General features: G+C 68.2%; 16 protein-coding genes and 1 riboswitch. Of the genes, 13 read left to right on the forward strand and 3 right to left on the reverse strand.

All coding sequences use genetic code 11. The features are described 5' to 3' along the window. Positions 1-141 precede the first annotated feature (141 nt). From cobG to cobJ, 4 genes are all read left to right on the forward strand, one after another. A complete protein-coding gene (gene cobG / locus EI545_RS12780) occupies positions 142-1,299 on the forward strand; it encodes a precorrin-3B synthase (RefSeq protein WP_125325826.1) in 1,158 nt (385 codons plus the stop codon). Beyond that, positions 1,283-1,912 (forward strand): precorrin-8X methylmutase, encoded by a 630-nt coding sequence (locus tag EI545_RS12785; protein WP_125325827.1) that lies wholly within the window; start codon positions 1,283-1,285, stop codon positions 1,910-1,912. The genes cobG and EI545_RS12785 overlap by 17 nt, the downstream gene beginning before the upstream one ends. After that, the gene (locus EI545_RS12790) at positions 1,909-2,658 is read left to right on the forward strand and encodes a precorrin-2 C(20)-methyltransferase (protein WP_216842444.1); all 750 of its coding nucleotides are present in this window, start codon (positions 1,909-1,911) and stop codon (positions 2,656-2,658) included. Before EI545_RS12785 ends, EI545_RS12790 begins: the two co-directional genes overlap by 4 nt. Positions 2,659-2,767: 109 nt before the next feature. Next, on the forward strand, positions 2,768-3,502 hold the full coding sequence (cobJ, locus tag EI545_RS12795) for a precorrin-3B C(17)-methyltransferase (protein ID WP_125325828.1): 735 nt from the start codon (positions 2,768-2,770) through the stop codon (positions 3,500-3,502). Positions 3,503-3,585: 83 nt separating this feature from the next. Here the strand turns inward: cobJ and EI545_RS12800 are convergent, their stop codons facing one another. Next, the gene (locus EI545_RS12800; protein WP_125325829.1) at positions 3,586-4,314 is read right to left on the reverse strand and encodes a cobalt-precorrin-6A reductase; all 729 of its coding nucleotides are present in this window, start codon (positions 4,312-4,314) and stop codon (positions 3,586-3,588) included. Between EI545_RS12800 and cbiE the strand changes: the two genes are divergently transcribed. The 9 genes from cbiE to EI545_RS12845 all read left to right on the forward strand — a co-directional run bounded on the left by cbiE (position 4,313) and on the right by EI545_RS12845 (position 12,429). Next, the gene (gene cbiE, locus EI545_RS12805) at positions 4,313-5,491 is read left to right on the forward strand and encodes a precorrin-6y C5,15-methyltransferase (decarboxylating) subunit CbiE (protein ID WP_125325830.1); all 1,179 of its coding nucleotides are present in this window, start codon (positions 4,313-4,315) and stop codon (positions 5,489-5,491) included. The genes EI545_RS12800 and cbiE overlap by 2 nt on opposite strands. Beyond that, positions 5,473-5,847: a cobalamin biosynthesis protein gene (locus tag EI545_RS12810; protein WP_245990004.1), complete on the forward strand. Its 375-nt coding sequence runs from the start codon at positions 5,473-5,475 to the stop codon at positions 5,845-5,847. The genes cbiE and EI545_RS12810 overlap by 19 nt, the downstream gene beginning before the upstream one ends. A gap of 160 nt (positions 5,848-6,007) precedes the next feature. Beyond that, complete coding sequence (gene cobM / locus EI545_RS12815) at positions 6,008-6,793, forward strand: precorrin-4 C(11)-methyltransferase (protein ID WP_125325831.1); 786 nt, start codon at positions 6,008-6,010, stop codon at positions 6,791-6,793. Beyond that, positions 6,790-8,124, forward strand: a complete 1,335-nt coding sequence (locus EI545_RS12820) for a cobyrinic acid a,c-diamide synthase CobB (protein ID WP_125325832.1) — start codon at positions 6,790-6,792, stop codon at positions 8,122-8,124. The genes cobM and EI545_RS12820 overlap by 4 nt, the downstream gene beginning before the upstream one ends. Beyond that, a complete protein-coding gene (cobA, locus tag EI545_RS12825; protein ID WP_125325833.1) occupies positions 8,121-8,849 on the forward strand; it encodes a uroporphyrinogen-III C-methyltransferase in 729 nt (242 codons plus the stop codon). Before EI545_RS12820 ends, cobA begins: the two co-directional genes overlap by 4 nt. Positions 8,850-8,892: 43 nt before the next feature. Beyond that, a riboswitch (cobalamin riboswitch) is annotated at positions 8,893-9,114 on the forward strand. Between the two features lie 30 nt (positions 9,115-9,144). Beyond that, positions 9,145-9,816, forward strand: a complete 672-nt coding sequence (locus tag EI545_RS12830) for an energy-coupling factor ABC transporter permease (RefSeq protein WP_125325834.1) — start codon at positions 9,145-9,147, stop codon at positions 9,814-9,816. Positions 9,817-9,969: 153 nt separating this feature from the next. Further along, complete coding sequence (cobF, locus tag EI545_RS12835) at positions 9,970-10,716, forward strand: precorrin-6A synthase (deacetylating) (RefSeq protein WP_125325835.1); 747 nt, start codon at positions 9,970-9,972, stop codon at positions 10,714-10,716. Continuing rightward, a complete protein-coding gene (locus EI545_RS12840) occupies positions 10,709-11,653 on the forward strand; it encodes a phosphotransferase enzyme family protein (protein WP_125325836.1) in 945 nt (314 codons plus the stop codon). Before cobF ends, EI545_RS12840 begins: the two co-directional genes overlap by 8 nt. A 35-nt stretch (positions 11,654-11,688) precedes the next feature. Beyond that, on the forward strand, positions 11,689-12,429 hold the full coding sequence (locus tag EI545_RS12845) for an NAD(P)H-dependent oxidoreductase (RefSeq protein WP_342776544.1): 741 nt from the start codon (positions 11,689-11,691) through the stop codon (positions 12,427-12,429). A gap of 1 nt (position 12,430) precedes the next feature. Here EI545_RS12845 and EI545_RS12850 read toward each other — a convergent pair whose 3' ends face one another. Together EI545_RS12850 and EI545_RS12855 are read right to left on the reverse strand one after the other, a co-directional pair. Continuing rightward, positions 12,431-13,306: a DMT family transporter gene (locus EI545_RS12850; protein WP_125327476.1), complete on the reverse strand. Its 876-nt coding sequence runs from the start codon at positions 13,304-13,306 to the stop codon at positions 12,431-12,433. 23 nt (positions 13,307-13,329) lie between these two features. Beyond that, positions 13,330-14,214: a LysR family transcriptional regulator gene (locus EI545_RS12855; RefSeq protein WP_125325837.1), complete on the reverse strand. Its 885-nt coding sequence runs from the start codon at positions 14,212-14,214 to the stop codon at positions 13,330-13,332. Between the last annotated feature and the right edge of the window lie 82 nt (positions 14,215-14,296).

A 14,296-nucleotide genomic window follows, 5' to 3' on the forward strand; every position in this document is an offset into this window, starting at 1 on the left:
CCATCCAGCCTTTCACATTTGCCCAAATATCCCCGCCGGAGGCTGCCCGAGCCGGTTGCGCGCTTGCGCGCAGAGGCGAGACAAAAGGCTTGCGCGGAACGCGCTCCACCTGAAAACCGCCCGAACCCCAGGGCGCTCCGCATGACCGCTGCGCCTGAAATCAAGGGCTGGTGCCCCGGTGCCCTGCGCCCGATGCTGTCCGGTGACGGTCTTGTCGTGCGCATCCGTCCGCCGTTTGGCAGCCTGACCCCGGCGCAAGCCGCTGCTATCGCAGAAGCCGCCCAAACCCATGGCAATGGGATCATCGACCTCTCCGCCCGCGCCAACCTGCAACTCCGCGGCGTGACTCAGGCGTCGCACCCCAAGCTTATTGACGACCTCAGCGCCCAAAGCCTCATCGACCCTGATATCGAGACCGAAAGCCTTCGCAATCTCATTGTCACGCCCTTTCTTGACGCTGAAACCGCCGTCCTTGCCGCCACCCTGACCGCCACGCTGACACGGATGCCCCGCCTTCCGGGCAAGTTCGGCTTCGCGCTGGACACCGGCCCGCGCCCGGTGCTGACGGCTGCGTCTGCCGACATCCGGGTGGAGCGGGCGGCGGATGGGCGGCTGATCCTGCGGCCGGATGGCCTGCCCTTTGGCAAGCCCATCACTGACCTCGCCGCCGACACGCTGGCGCTGGCGGACTGGTTCCTTGCCTCGGGCGGTGTCACCAATGGGCGCGGCCGGATGGCGGCGCTGATTGCCCGTGGCATCATCCCGCCCGGCTGCGACACCGCCCCGGCCACCCCGCTGCCGCAACCGGAACCGGGCCTGCACCCCGATGGGGCGCTGGTGGCTCTTGCCTTTGGACAGATGCAGGCCGAAACCCTGTCGGCCCTCGCCGCCCTTGGCCATGAGATCCGCCTGACACCCTGGCGCATGCTGCTTCTGGTCGGGGCCACACGCCTGCCGGAGCTTCCCGGTCTTGTCACCGATCCCGCCGACCCGATCCTGCGTGTCACCGCCTGTACCGGTGCGCCCGGCTGCCCGCAGGCGCTGGGCGAGACGCGGGCCCTGGCCCGCAGCCTTGCAGCACGTCTGCCGGAGGGGAAAAGCCTCCACGTTTCGGGGTGCACCAAGGGCTGCGCGCATCCGGGTGTCTCGGACCTGACGCTGGTCGCCACTGCCAGGGGCTATGACCTTGTGCACGGCGGCACCGCGCAGGATACCCCTTCGCATCGCGCCCTGATGCCATCTGCGATTCCAGATCACCTGCCCGACCATACGAAGGCCCCAAATGCCCCACCTCTATGAAACCGACGGCGCAGCGATCTATCTGCAATCCTTCGCCATGATCCGGGCCGAGGCCGCCCTTGCCCGCTTCACCCCCGAGGAAGAGATCGTCGCCGTCCGCATGATCCACGCCGCCGGAATGGTGGATCTTGCCCCCCATATCCAGTTTTCCCCCGGCATGGCGATTGCCGCCCGCGCAGCGCTGGAGGCTGGCGCGCCAATCCTGTGCGACGTCCGCATGGTCAGCGAAGGCATCACTAAAAAGCGCCTGCCCGCCGAAAACCGGATCATCTGCACCTTGCAGGATCCCGCCGTACCGGCACTTGCCGCCAGTATGGGGAACACCCGATCGGCTGCCGCGGTCGAGCTTTGGCGGCCTTACCTGCAGGGGGCGGTGGTGGCCATCGGCAACGCGCCCACGGCGCTGTTCCACTTGCTCAACATGCTGGAAGATCCCGCCTGTCCCCGGCCTGCCGCGATTGTCGGTTGTCCGGTTGGCTTTGTTGGCGCGGCGGAATCCAAGGATGCGCTGATGGCTGCCCCGCCGGTGCCGTCGGTCATCGTGAAGGGCCGCCTTGGCGGGTCGGCGATCACCGTGGCCGCGATCAACGCGCTTGCGAGCCGGAAGGAATGACCATGGCCCCGATCAGCGGCAAGGTCATCTGTGCGGGCCTCGGCCCCGGTGATCCCGACCTGATGAGCCTGCGCGCCGCGCGGGTGATCGGGTCGGCCCGCCACATCGCCTATTTCCGCAAGGAAGGCCGTGCCGGGCAGGCCCGCCGGATCGTCGAGGGGATGCTGCACCCGGAGGCCGTCGAATACCCGATGGAATATCCGGTCACGACCGAGCTTCCCTTTGACAGCCCGGAATACACCGACGCTCTGGCGCGGTTCTATGACGACTGGGCGAACCGGCTTGCAGCCTTGGCCGCGACCGAGGATGTGGTGGTCCTGTGTGAGGGCGACCCGTTCTTTTACGGCAGCTTCATGCACCTGCATTCCCGCCTGCAGGGCCGGGTGCCGGTCGAGGTGATCCCCGGCATCACCGGGATGACCGGCTGCTGGCACGCGACCGACACGCCGATCACCTGGGGCGATGACGTGCTGACCGTGCTGATGGGCACCCTGCCGGAGGAGGACCTCGTCCGCCACATGGCCAATGCCGACGCGCTGGTCGTGATGAAAACCGGCCGCAACCTGCCCCGCGTCCGTCGCGCGCTGGAGCGGGTGGGGCGGCTTGACGCCGCCTGGCTGGTGGAACGCGGGACGATGCCGAACCAGCGTGTGGCACGGTTGGTGGATGTGGATGCCTCCGACTGCCCCTATTTCGCGATCGTCCTCGTCCATGGTCATGGACGTCGTCCGGAGTTGCCGGAATGACCCTGCAGTGCCCTTGGCTGCGGACAGAACCGGGGGGGTTCACACCCCCCGGACCCCCCGTGGGATATTTGGACAGAAGAGAAAGTTCAAAGGGAAGAAGGGGGCAGCGATGACCGGGTCATTGGTCATTGCGGGCCTTGGGCCGGGGGCGGAGGCTTTGGTCACGCCAGAGGTCACGACGGCACTTGCGGCGGCGACGGATGTGGTCGGCTACATCCCCTATGTGGCGCGGGTGGCCCCTCGGCCCGGGCTGATGCTGCATCCGTCCGATAACCGGGTGGAGCTTGACCGTGCGCGGGCGGCGCTGGAGATGGCAGCGGCGGGCAAGCGCGTGGTTGTCGTCTCATCCGGCGATCCTGGGGTGTTTGCGATGGCCTCAGCGGTGTTTGAGGCACTGGAGGGGCGGGAGGACTGGCAGGCGCTGGACATTCGGGTGCTGCCGGGGATCACCGCGATGCTGGCGGCGGCGGCGGCGGCGGGGGCGCCCTTGGGTCATGATTTCTGCTGCATCAACCTGTCGGACAACCTGAAACCCTGGGAGGTGATCGAGACCCGGCTGCGCCACGCCGCCCGGGCCGACTTTGCGATGGCCTTCTACAACCCCCGCTCGGCCAGCCGCCCTGAGGGGTTTGCGAAGGCGCTGGACGTGCTGCGGGCCGAATGTGGGGCGGATCGGCTGATCACCTTCGCGCGCGCCGTATCCACCCCCGATCAGCGGATCGTCACGGTTACCCTTGGCGAAGCACTGCCCGAGATGGCGGATATGCGCACGGTGGTGATCGTCGGCAATTCCGCCACCCGCCGGGTCGGGCGCTTTGTCTATTCGCCAAGGAGTGCTGGATGAGCCCGCACCCCCTTGTCGTTCACTGCGTGACCTCCTCGGAGTTTGCGCGCGAGGAGTGCACGAAGTGCTCGACGAGTGTTCCCTTAGCCCAGCCAGGCCATGACGTCCTTGACGCTACGCGCGACCGGGCGCGGTGGGATCTGCGGGCGGTCGATCATCAGGACCGGCAGACCGAGGGCGCGGGCGGCGGCAATCTTGGCGACGGCACCTTTGCCGCCGGCGTTCTTGGCGACGACGACCTGCGTGGCATGCGACTGCAGGAGGGCGGTGTCGCCCGCCACGTCGAAGGGGCCGCGCGCCACCACCACCTGCGCCTGGGGAAGGGGCAGGGGGGTGGTCGGAGGGTCCACCAATCGCAGAAGGTAATGGTGCTGGGGCTGACCTGCGAAGGGCTCAAGGTGCTGGCGACCGATAGCAAGGAACACGCGCTGCGGCGGGCCAGCAAGGGCAGTGACGGCGGCGGGGATGTCGGGGACATGGGTCCAGCGGTCGCCTTCACCCGCCACCCAGGGCGCGCGCTCCAGCGCGATCAGGGGCGTGCCGGTTGCGGTGCAGGCGGCGACGGCATTGGCGCTCATCTGCGCGGCGAAGGGGTGGGTGGCGTCGATCACATGAGTGATCGCTTGGTCAACAAGGTAGGTTCGCAGCCCCTCCACCCCGCCGAAACCGCCCATGCGCATGTGGATCGGCTGGCCCATCGGCGCCTCGGTCCGGCCGGCGTAGGAATAGACTCCGGCAAGACCAGCATCGGCAATGGCCTTTGCCATCAGGTTCGCCTCGGTCGTGCCGCCGAGGAGGAGGATGCGTGTCATGGGTAATCCTTGGGATAATCCCTGGCTGACCCTGATCGGGCTGGGTGAAGATGGACCGGAGGGCCTGTCGCCCGCAAGCCATGAAGCACTGCGCCGGGCGGAGGTGATCTTTGGCGGGCCGCGACATCTGGCGCTGGTCGGCGCTGCGGGGCGGGGGCAGGCGTGGCCGGTGCCGTTTGACACAGGGCCGGTGCTGGCGCTGCGGGGGCGGGCGGTTGTGGTGCTGGCGTCGGGCGATCCGTTCTGGTTTGGGGCGGGCGGCAGCCTGATGGCGCAACTGCAGCCGGGGGAATGGGTGTCACATCCCGCCTTGTCCACCTTCCAGCTGGCCGCGAACCGTTTGGGTTGGCGGCTGGAGGAGGTGCTCTGCCTTGGCCTGCATGCCGCCCCCTTTGCCCGGCTGCGCCCGGTGTTGGGGCGGGGGGTGCGGGCGATCTGCACCTTGCGCGACGGGGCGGCGGTGGGGGAACTGGCGGCCTGGCTTGCCGCGAACGGTCACGCTTCGGCGCGGCTGGTGGTTTTGGAACGGCTGGGTGGGCCGTCAGAACGGATCACCTTCGGGGTCCCTGACGCGGCAAGCGCCCCGGTTTCGGTGGCCATCGAGGCCAGTGATCCCGGACTGCCACGTGCCTCGGGCCTGGACGATGCCTTGTTTGACCATGACGGGCAGATCACCAAGCGTCCGGTGCGCGCGCTGACCCTGTCGGCGCTGGCCCCCCTGTCGGGGGAGGTGCTTTGGGACATCGGCGCGGGGTCTGGGTCGGTCGGGATCGAATGGCTGCTGGCGGGCGGGGCGCGCGTGGTGGCGCTGGAGGCGGACCCGGTGCGCGCCGCGCGGGCGCGGGGGAATGCGGCGGCATTTGGCTTGGCGCATAGGTATGATCTGGTGGATGCGCGGGTGCCGGAGGGGCTGGACGGTTTGCCGGTCCCGGATGCCGTGTTCGTCGGGGGCGGGGCGTCAGAGACCGTGCTGGGGCGGCTGTGGGAGGTGATACCCGCGGGCTGCCGGTTGGTGATGAACGCAGTGACGCTGGAGACCGAGGCGCTGGTGCTGGGCTGGTCGGCGCGGCACGGGGGGAGCCTTCTGAAGATCGAGTTGTCCGAGCCCGCCGCCATCGGCCGCAAGCGCGGCTGGCGGTCCAGCTTGCCAATCCTGCAATGGAGCGTGGTGCGATGATCGTCGCGGGGTTCGGGTTCCGGTCCGGCGCGACCACGGGCGCGCTGCAGGACGCGCTGGCGCGGGCAGGAGGGGCGGCGGGGGTGACACATCTGGCGACTGCGGCCGCGAAGGCGGAGGGGTTGGCCGGCTTGTCGGCGGCGCTGGGGCTGCCTGTGGTGTCGCTGGAGCCAGAGGCGCTGGCCGAGCAGGCGGTGATGACGCAGTCCGACCGCGTGGCGGCGTTGTATTGCACGGGGTCGGTGGCAGAAGCGGCGGCGCTAGCGGCGGCGGGGCCGGGGGCGCGATTGCGGGGGCCGCGGGCGGTGTCGGCGGACGGGACGGCGACGGCGGCGATTGCGGAGGGGCTGGCGTGAAGCCCGTGGCTGGCGGTTGTCAGATTGAGCGCCTTGCGGCGCGTACCTTTTGTCTCGCCTCTGCGCGCGAAGGGCGCGCAACCGGCTTGGGCGGGCGCTCCGCGCGGGGAGTATTTGGGAAAAGAGCAAATGCAGGGCTCGGGCCTTGCGGGGGGGCGGGATGACGGTCCATTTCATCGGGGCGGGGCCGGGGGCGGCGGATCTGCTGACGCTGCGGGGGCGGGATCTGATTGCCGCGTCTCCGGTCTGTCTCTATGCGGGCTCGCTGGTGCCGGAGGGGGTGCTGGCGCATTGTCCGCCGGGGTGTCGGATCGTGAACACGGCACCCTTGTCGCTGGATGAGATCATGGCCGAGATTGCGGTGGCGCATGCCGCCGGGCAGGATGTGGCGCGGCTGCATTCGGGGGACCTGTCGGTCTGGTCGGCGATGGGGGAACAGCTTCGGCGGTTGCGTGACCTTGGCATTCCTTATGATGTGACCCCGGGGGTGCCGTCCTTTGCGGCGGCGGCGGCGGCACTTGGGGTGGAGTTGACGCTGCCCGGCCTAGCGCAGTCGGTGGTGCTGACCCGCGTCGAGGGGCGGGCGACCCAGATGCCGGAGCGCGAGACCTTGGCGGCTTTTGGCGCGACGGGGGCGACGCTGGCGCTGCACCTGTCGGTGCATCTGATCGACAAGCTGGTGGCGGAGCTTGTGCCCCACTACGGAGCCGACTGCCCGGTGGCGGTGGTCTGGCGGGCAAGTTGGCCGGATCAGCGGGTGATCCGGGCGACACTGGCCACGCTGCAGGGCGCGGTGCCGGAGGAAGTGGAGCGGACGGCGCTGATCCTGATCGGCCCGGCACTGGCGCAGGAGGGGTTTGAGGAGAGCCGGCTTTACGCGGGCGACTATGACCGCCGCTATCGGCCGGTCGGCACGCATCCGCGCTTTCCGGGGACGGGGTCATGAGTTTGGCGGCACTTCCCCCGGGACTGGTCATTTCGGCTCCTGCGTCTGGCACCGGCAAGACCACGGTCATGCTGGGCCTTCTGGCGGCGCTGCGGGACCGGGGGTTGGTAGTGCAGCCTTTCAAGAATGGGCCCGACTACATTGATCCGGCGTTTCATCGGGCGGCGTCGGGGCGCTGGTCGTACAATCTGGACAGCTGGGCGATGCCGGGGGCGATGCTGGACGGGCTTCTGGCTCAGGCGGTGGGGGCCGATCTGATCCTTGCGGAAGGGTCGATGGGTTTGTTTGACGGGGTGGCCGCGCCCGGTGGCTGCGGGAATGGCGCGACGGCGGATCTCGCGGTGCGGATGGGCTGGCCGGTGGTCGTGGTGATCGACGCAAGCGGTCAGGCGCAGACCGCGGCGGCGGTGGCGCTGGGGCTCGCGCGGTTCCGGCCGGGGGTGCAGGTGGCCGGGGTGATCCTGAACCGGATCGCCAGCCCACGGCACGAGGCGCTGGTGCGCAAGGGAATGGAGGAAGCAGGGTTGACCGTCCTTGGCGTCCTGCCCAAGCGCGCGGCGATTGCGATGCCCGAGCGGCATCTGGGTCTGGTGCAGGCCGAAGAGCAGCCCGCCCTGCAGGCCCTGATCACCGAGGCCGCCGCTTTGATGCGCGAAGGGGTGGATCTGGACGCCCTGATTGCCGCCGCCGCGACCACGACGCAGGCAGCCCCTGCGGCAAGGATCACCCCACCCGGCCAGCGGATCGCCCTGGCGCGGGATGCCGCGTTCAGCTTTGTCTATCCGCATCTTTTGCACGGCTGGCGCGCGGCGGGGGCAGAAGTGCTGCCGTTCTCGCCCCTCGCCGATCAGGGGCCGGACCCCAGCGCCGATGTCTGCTGGCTGCCGGGCGGGTATCCGGAACTGCACGCGGGCGCTTTGGCTGCGGCTGAGGGGTTTCGCGCCGGGCTGCAGGCCTTTGCCGAGACGAAGCCCGTGCATGGCGAATGCGGTGGGTATATGGCGATGGGCGAAGCGCTGGTGGACAAGGACGGCACACGCCACCGGATGGCGGGGCTGCTGGGGTTGGTCACCAGTTATGCCAACCGGAAGATGCATCTGGGCTACCGCCGGGCCCTGCTGGCAGCGAAGATCCCCGGGCAGGCGGCGGGGGCGGCGCTTTCGGGGCATGAGTTTCACTACTCCACCATCCTTGACCAGCCCGATGCCCCCCTTGCGCAAGTGACCGATGCCACCGGGGCCGTCGTGCCTGAAACCGGGTCCTATCGACTCCAGTCAGGGGGCGGGCTATCGACCGGCACCTATTTCCACCTGATTGCAGGCTTGCGATGACCGGCTTCGTCACCTTTGTTTCTGCCGGGCCCGGCGACCCTGACCTTCTGACCGTGCGCGCCGTCAAGGCGCTGCAGGCGGCGGATGCGATCCTGTTCGATGACCTGTCGTCCGGTCCCATCCTTGCGCTGGCAAGGCCGGGGGCCGACCTTGTGGGGGTGGGCAAGCGCGCTGGTCGCGCCTCGCCAAAGCAGGATCATGTCAGCCGACTGCTGGTGGACTATGCCTTGACCGGAGCAAAGGTCGTGCGGTTGAAGTCGGGGGACAGCGGCATCTTCGGGCGGCTGGAGGAGGAGCTGACAGCCCTTCACGCCGCCGGGATCGGGTGCGAGATCGTGCCCGGCGTCACCTCGGCCTCGGCCGCCGCCGCTGCGGCGGGCATCCCGCTGACGCGGCGCGGCCATGCGCAACGAGTGCAGTTCATCACTGCCGCCGATACCAGCGGCAACCTGCCGCCGGGGCTGAACCTGCCCGCGCTCGCCGACCCCGGGGCCACCACCGTGGTCTTCATGGGCAAGCGCACGTTCCCCGCCCTCGCCGCCGCGCTGATCGCCCACGGCCTGTCGCCCGACACGCCCGCGCTTCTGGCCGAGGCGGTGTCCACCCCCGACCAGCGCCTGCACCGGTCAACCGTTTCGGCCCTTGCCGAAACCCTTGCGCAGGACCGCAGCCCCCTTCCCGGGCTGATCATCTACGGCGCTTTGGCAGACGGTGTCGCAGACTGATCCTGCCCCGTCGCCTTCTTCCTTGACCGAACGCTGTCCCGGGCGCAGACAGGGTGGGCAAGGTGTCCCACCAAGGCGCAAAGCGCCGGGACTGAAACGGGAATGAGGAGCGGGCTTACCCGAATGGGAGCCCGTGTCATCAGCCGCCCCCGCGACTGTCAGCGGTGAGCGGGTTCCAGCAAAGCCACTGCCCCTCAGGGGCGGGAAGGTGAGGGACCCGCCACGATCCGCCAGCCAGGAGACCGGCCCTGCAAAAGAAACAACCGCCGTCGGGTGTGACGGACAGGAGGGACTTATGCATATTGAACCGGGCCTCGTTGACGGGGCAAAGATCGCGCTCAGCTATGCCACTGCCGCTGCGGCAGGGAGCACAGCCCTTTATCATATCGCCAAGGCGACCCGGCAAAGCGGCATCGCTTCGGTCGCGGCGCGGGCGGTCATCGCCACCATCGGCGTCTTCATCTTCTTCGAGGTGATGCCGCATTTCGCCATCGGCATCAGCGAGGTGCACTTCATCCTTGGCTCCACCCTGTTCCTGATCCTTGGGGCGGGGCCTGCGGCGATCGGGCTGGCGGCGGGATTGTTGATCCAGGGGCTGTTCTTCGCGCCCTTCGATCTGCCGCAATACGGGATGAACCTGACCACGCTGCTGGTTCCGCTGTTCGCGCTCCACGCACTGGCCAAGCGGATCATCGCGCCGGGCACGGCCTATGTGGACCTGAAATACAGTCAGGTGCTGGCGCTATCGACGGTCTATCAGGGCGGCGTCGTGGCCTGGGTTGCCTTCTGGGCGGTCTATGGCGCGGGCTTCGGGGCGGAAAACCTTGCCGCCATCGGCACCTTCGGGGTGGCCTATATGGCCGTCGTCCTGATCGAGCCTTTGGCCGATCTGGCCGTTCTTGGTCTGGCCAAGGCGATCAAGGGTCAGGGCTCGTCCCTCGTCACCCCGCGCCTTTACGCGGCCTGATCTGAAACCGGGGCGGCCCCGCGTCGCTCGTCGATGACTGCGTCACTCCTCGCGGGCTATCCGCTGACGAGAAGACGAAGTCGCACGAGGAGGCCGCCCCACTCCCCCACGCCCGGCCTTGCCAAGGGCAGCGCCGCTTTCTAAAGCCGGTCCATGATCACGCTTTTCCTTATCGGTATCGGCACGGGCAACCCCGACCACCTGACCGCGCAGGCGGTTCAGGCGCTGAACGGGGCTGACTTGATCCTGATCCCGAAGAAGGGTGCCGCGAAGTCTGACCTTGCCGAGGTGCGGGAACTGATCCTGTCGCGCGTCCTGACCGCGCCCGTCCCGGTCGCGACCTATGATGTGCCGACCCGCGCCGACCAGACCGACTATCTTGGCGCGGTGAATGACTGGCACGATGCAATCGCGCGGGTCTGGAAGGACGCCATCACCCCCCGCCTGCCAAGCGGAGGCACCGTCGCGCTGATGGTCTGGGGCGACCCCTCGCTTTACGACAGCACCCTGCGCATCGCCGCCCGTCTGCCGGGCGTATCGGTCAAGGTGATCCCCGGCATTACCAGCCTGCAGGTCCTGACGGCGGCCCATGCGATCCCGCTCAACACCCTCGCCGCGCCGGTCACCATCACCACCGGCCGCCAGTTGCGTGACCATGGTTGGCCGGAGGGCACCACCAGCCTCGCGGTCATGCTGGACAAGGGCGGGGCTTTCACCGCCATCGACCCCGCCAACACCACCATCTGGTGGGGCGCCTATGTCGGAATGCCCGAGGAAACGCTGATCCACGGCCCCCTTGCGCAGGTCAGCGACGAAATCCTTGCCACCCGCGCACGCCTGAGGGCAGAGCATGGCTGGATCATGGACATCTACCTGCTGCGGCGGGGCGGGGATGTCTGACACCCTTGTTCGCGCCTTGCCGCTGTACGGCTTGCCCGCAGATACGCCCCTGACCCTTCTCAACCGCTCCGAGAATGAGACCTGGCGCGCCGGTGACCTGATCCTGCGCCTTCACCGCCAAGGCTATCACACGAAACCCGAGATCGCCTCCGAACTCGCCTGGCTGACGGCGTTGCAGGATTTGCCCGGCCTGCGCGCCGTGCGGCCGGTTGCGGGCGCGCAGGGGCTGGTGACCGAAGTGCAGGGCCGCTTCATCGTCGGCTTCGCACCGATCGACGGGCAGGAACTGCAGCCCGGCGACGATCTGGCGCAATGGTTTGCCCCTTTGGGCGAGATCACCGCGCGGCTGCACCTGCAGTCGCGGGGCTGGACGCGGCCCACGGGCTTTGCCCGCAAGCGCTGGGACGTCCAGACGATCCTTGGCCCCCAGCCGCATTGGGGCCACTGGCTGCAGGCGCCGGGGCTGGATGTGGCGGGCAAGGCCCTTCTGACCCGCGCGACCGATACCCTTGCCGACCAACTGCACGCCTATGGCACCGGACCAGAGACCTTTGGCCTGATCCACGCCGACCTGAGGCTGGCCAACCTGATGGTGGACACCCAAGGCCTGACCGCCATCGACTTTGACGATTGCGGCTTTGGCTGGTGGGTCTACGACCTTGCCTCGGCCCTGTCCTTCATCGAAACCGACCCTCGCCTGCCCGACCTGATCGCCCGCTGGTGCGACGGCTATACCCGCATCGCCCGCCTGCGCCCCGAAGACTGCGCGATGATCCCGGCGATGATCTTCCTGCGCCGCGTGCTTCTGACCGCCTGGCTTGCCACCCGCGCCGATAGCGACACCGCCCAATCCTTGGGCGGGGCCGCCTATACCCAAGGCACCCTGGCCCTTGCCGAAGGCTTCCTGACCGACGGCCTGCAGCATTTTCGCCCCTGACGCCCGCCGGAAGGGAACGACGCTGTTGAGAAGGCGTGGCCGCGCTGTTAACCTTTCCTCGGCGCTACCCACGCGCCTTCCGGGCGGCTATCGTGCGGCCCGGCAACGACAGCACGGTCATTCCCATGCGCGCCCTTGTCGTCTACTGCCACCCCCGCCCTGACAGCTTCAACGCCGCCGTTCGTGACCTTGTCCAGCGGAAACTCCACGCCGCCGGGGCCGAGGTTCGGGTCGCCGACCTTTACGCCTCTGGCTTCCAGCCCGTGCTGACCGGGCCAGAGTGGCAGGGCTACCTCGACTGCCCGAAGAACACCGCCTGTGTCGCGCAAGAGGTTGATGATGTCCGCTGGTGCGACACGCTGATCTTCGTCTACCCGACATGGTGGTATGGGCTGCCCGCCATCCTGAAGGGCTGGCTGGACCGGGTGCTTTTGCCCAACGTGGCCTTCCACATGCCGGATGCGCAGAACAGGACCATCCGCCCCGGCCTGCGCCACATCTCGCGGTTGGGGATTTTCACCACCTGCGGGGCAAGCTGGCTGATGACGCAGATCGTCGGCGCCCCCGGCAAGCGCACTTTGTCGCGCGGCGTGGGCCTTTTGTGCAAGCCCGGCAAGCGCACGGCCTTTGCGGCGCATTACCTGATGGACAGCTCCACCCCCGAAAGTCGCGCGCGGCATCTGGCCCGGGTCGCCCGCCAGATGGATAAGCTGATTGGCCAGCGCGTTCCGGTTCCCTTGCCCGAACCCACGACCGGGGCGGTCGCGGCCGAATAGGTCAGTCCTTCAACAGCAACCAAAGGGCCAGCCCCGTCATCGCCACGCCTGCCAGCACCAACGCTGGCGGCGTATCGCCATGCATCGCCATCTCCCACAGGATGACCCAGGCGGGCACCAGATAGGTATAGGCCATCACCTTGGCCGCAGGCAGCCGCAGCGAGGCGTATTGCAGCAGGACAAAGGTCATCGCACTGGCCGCGACCGCCACATAGACCAGCGTCACCCAGACGATTCCGGGCAGGGCCAGCCAGTCGGTTGCCACGATCGCAGGCCATGACCATAGGGTCAGCACCAGAGTGCCGGCCATCATCATCCCGAAGGTGAAGACCACCGCAGGCTCGCCCCGGTTCAGGCGGCGGACCATGGGGGCATAGGCGGCATGGGCCACACAGCCCCAGAAATAGGTCACCTCACCCGGTCCGATCTTCAGCGCCAGAAGGGCGGCAAGGTCAGCCCGGAAGATCACCCACAGCGCCCCCACCGCGCCGATGACGAGCGCCAGGGCCATCCGACCGGTCAGCCGTTGGCGCAGCAAAAGCCAGCCAAACCCCGCCGCCATCACCGGCGTCAGGGTAAAGACCGCCGCCGCCGAGACGGGCTGGGCCGTCTTCAACCCTTCAAACATCAGCACGAAATAGGCCGCCAGCAGCGACCCCAGCACAAGATAGCGCCAGGGTGCCACCCAGGCCGACCGCGGCAGCCCGGTGGTCACATGGGCCGCGATCCCGACCAGCGCCCCCGCCAGCAGGAACCGCAGCGCCGACAGCGCGCCCGGGTCCACATGCGGTGCAGCAAGCGCCCCCAGCGAGAATGACCCCGCCACCAGCGCCGAAAACGCCAGCATCGCCAGATGCCCGCGCTCGGCCTCGCGCAATGGACGGGGGGCAAGCTGCAAGATCAGCCGCAGAACGGCCACTCTTTCGCGGCGTCCTTCAGATGCCCAAGAAAGGCCTGCACTTTCCGTGTCCGATGCAGATCGACATGAGTGACAATGCGCAGCGGCGCTTCCCATTCTGGCCGTGGCGGCAGAATTTCGACCAATCCAGGTTCGGCAGCCGCGCGGAAGGCCGAGATAAAGCCGATCCCCGCACCCTGACGGACCGCCTCTTCCAAGGCGGCGGGCTCGGTCGCGGCATAGGCGATCTGGTCCGGCTTAACTGTTGCCCGCAGCCAGCGGTAGAAAGGGGCCCGCGTCGCCTCGTTATCGCTGCAGACAAAGCGGTGGCCGGGAAATTCAGCCTCGGACGCGGGCTTGCCAAAACGGTCGACATAGGACTGTGCCGCGAAAAGCCCCGACTTTATCCGCGCAAGGGGCTGCACCACATTGTCCGGTTCTTCTTCCCCGGTCCCGGCCCGGATCGCCACATGCGCTTCGCCATAGTCCAGCCGGAACACCCGCATGTCGGTCAGGAACCGCACCCGCACATCGGGCCATTTCGCCTGAAAGCTGACCATGACGGGCGTCAGTAGGTCCGCCACGCCCGCGATCGAGGTCACCACCAGCTCGCCCGAGACCGTCTCGCCCTGGCCCTTGATCCGGCTGGACAGGTGGGCGAACTGTTCCTCGGTCGTCTGGGCCACAACCAGCAGGTCACGCCCGGCCTCGGTCGGCGTGTAGCCGCGTGCATGGCGCTGGAACAGCTTGGCCCCCAGCCGCTTCTCCAGCGCGTCAATATGGCGGATCACGGTGGCATGGTGGACCCCAAGCACTTCAGCCGCGCCCGAGACTGTGCCAAGACGGGCGACCTGATACGCGGTCCGGATTTCGTCCCAGTTTTCCATCGGTCCTCGCTTCTTGTGCGCCCGTGCACAGAATGACGGCGGTCGACCCAAAGGTGCAACCCCCTTGTGCCACCGGGGACAG

Source organism: Tabrizicola piscis, assembly GCF_003940805.1.
GTDB classification, from domain to species: Bacteria; Pseudomonadota; Alphaproteobacteria; order Rhodobacterales; family Rhodobacteraceae; genus Tabrizicola; species Tabrizicola piscis.

What these genes read in the sequence shown, in the direction of transcription:
- EI545_RS12790 (WP_216842444.1), top strand. Translation starts at nt 1,909, where the DNA reads ATGACCATGGCCCCGATCAGCGGCAAGGTCATCTGTGCGGGCCTCGGC.
- EI545_RS12820 (WP_125325832.1), top strand. Translation starts at nt 6,790, where the DNA reads ATGAGTTTGGCGGCACTTCCCCCGGGACTGGTCATTTCGGCTCCTGCG.
- EI545_RS12830 (WP_125325834.1), top strand. Translation starts at nt 9,145, where the DNA reads ATGCATATTGAACCGGGCCTCGTTGACGGGGCAAAGATCGCGCTCAGC.
- cobA (WP_125325833.1), top strand. Translation starts at nt 8,121, where the DNA reads ATGACCGGCTTCGTCACCTTTGTTTCTGCCGGGCCCGGCGACCCTGAC.
- EI545_RS12785 (WP_125325827.1), top strand. Translation starts at nt 1,283, where the DNA reads ATGCCCCACCTCTATGAAACCGACGGCGCAGCGATCTATCTGCAATCC.
- cobM (WP_125325831.1), top strand. Translation starts at nt 6,008, where the DNA reads ATGACGGTCCATTTCATCGGGGCGGGGCCGGGGGCGGCGGATCTGCTG.
- EI545_RS12855 (WP_125325837.1), bottom strand. Translation starts at nt 14,214, where the DNA reads ATGGAAAACTGGGACGAAATCCGGACCGCGTATCAGGTCGCCCGTCTT.
- EI545_RS12800 (WP_125325829.1), bottom strand. Translation starts at nt 4,314, where the DNA reads ATGACACGCATCCTCCTCCTCGGCGGCACGACCGAGGCGAACCTGATG.
- EI545_RS12810 (WP_245990004.1), top strand. Translation starts at nt 5,473, where the DNA reads ATGGAGCGTGGTGCGATGATCGTCGCGGGGTTCGGGTTCCGGTCCGGC.
- cbiE (WP_125325830.1), top strand. Translation starts at nt 4,313, where the DNA reads ATGGGTAATCCTTGGGATAATCCCTGGCTGACCCTGATCGGGCTGGGT.
- cobF (WP_125325835.1), top strand. Translation starts at nt 9,970, where the DNA reads ATGATCACGCTTTTCCTTATCGGTATCGGCACGGGCAACCCCGACCAC.
- EI545_RS12840 (WP_125325836.1), top strand. Translation starts at nt 10,709, where the DNA reads ATGTCTGACACCCTTGTTCGCGCCTTGCCGCTGTACGGCTTGCCCGCA.
- cobG (WP_125325826.1), top strand. Translation starts at nt 142, where the DNA reads ATGACCGCTGCGCCTGAAATCAAGGGCTGGTGCCCCGGTGCCCTGCGC.
- cobJ (WP_125325828.1), top strand. Translation starts at nt 2,768, where the DNA reads ATGACCGGGTCATTGGTCATTGCGGGCCTTGGGCCGGGGGCGGAGGCT.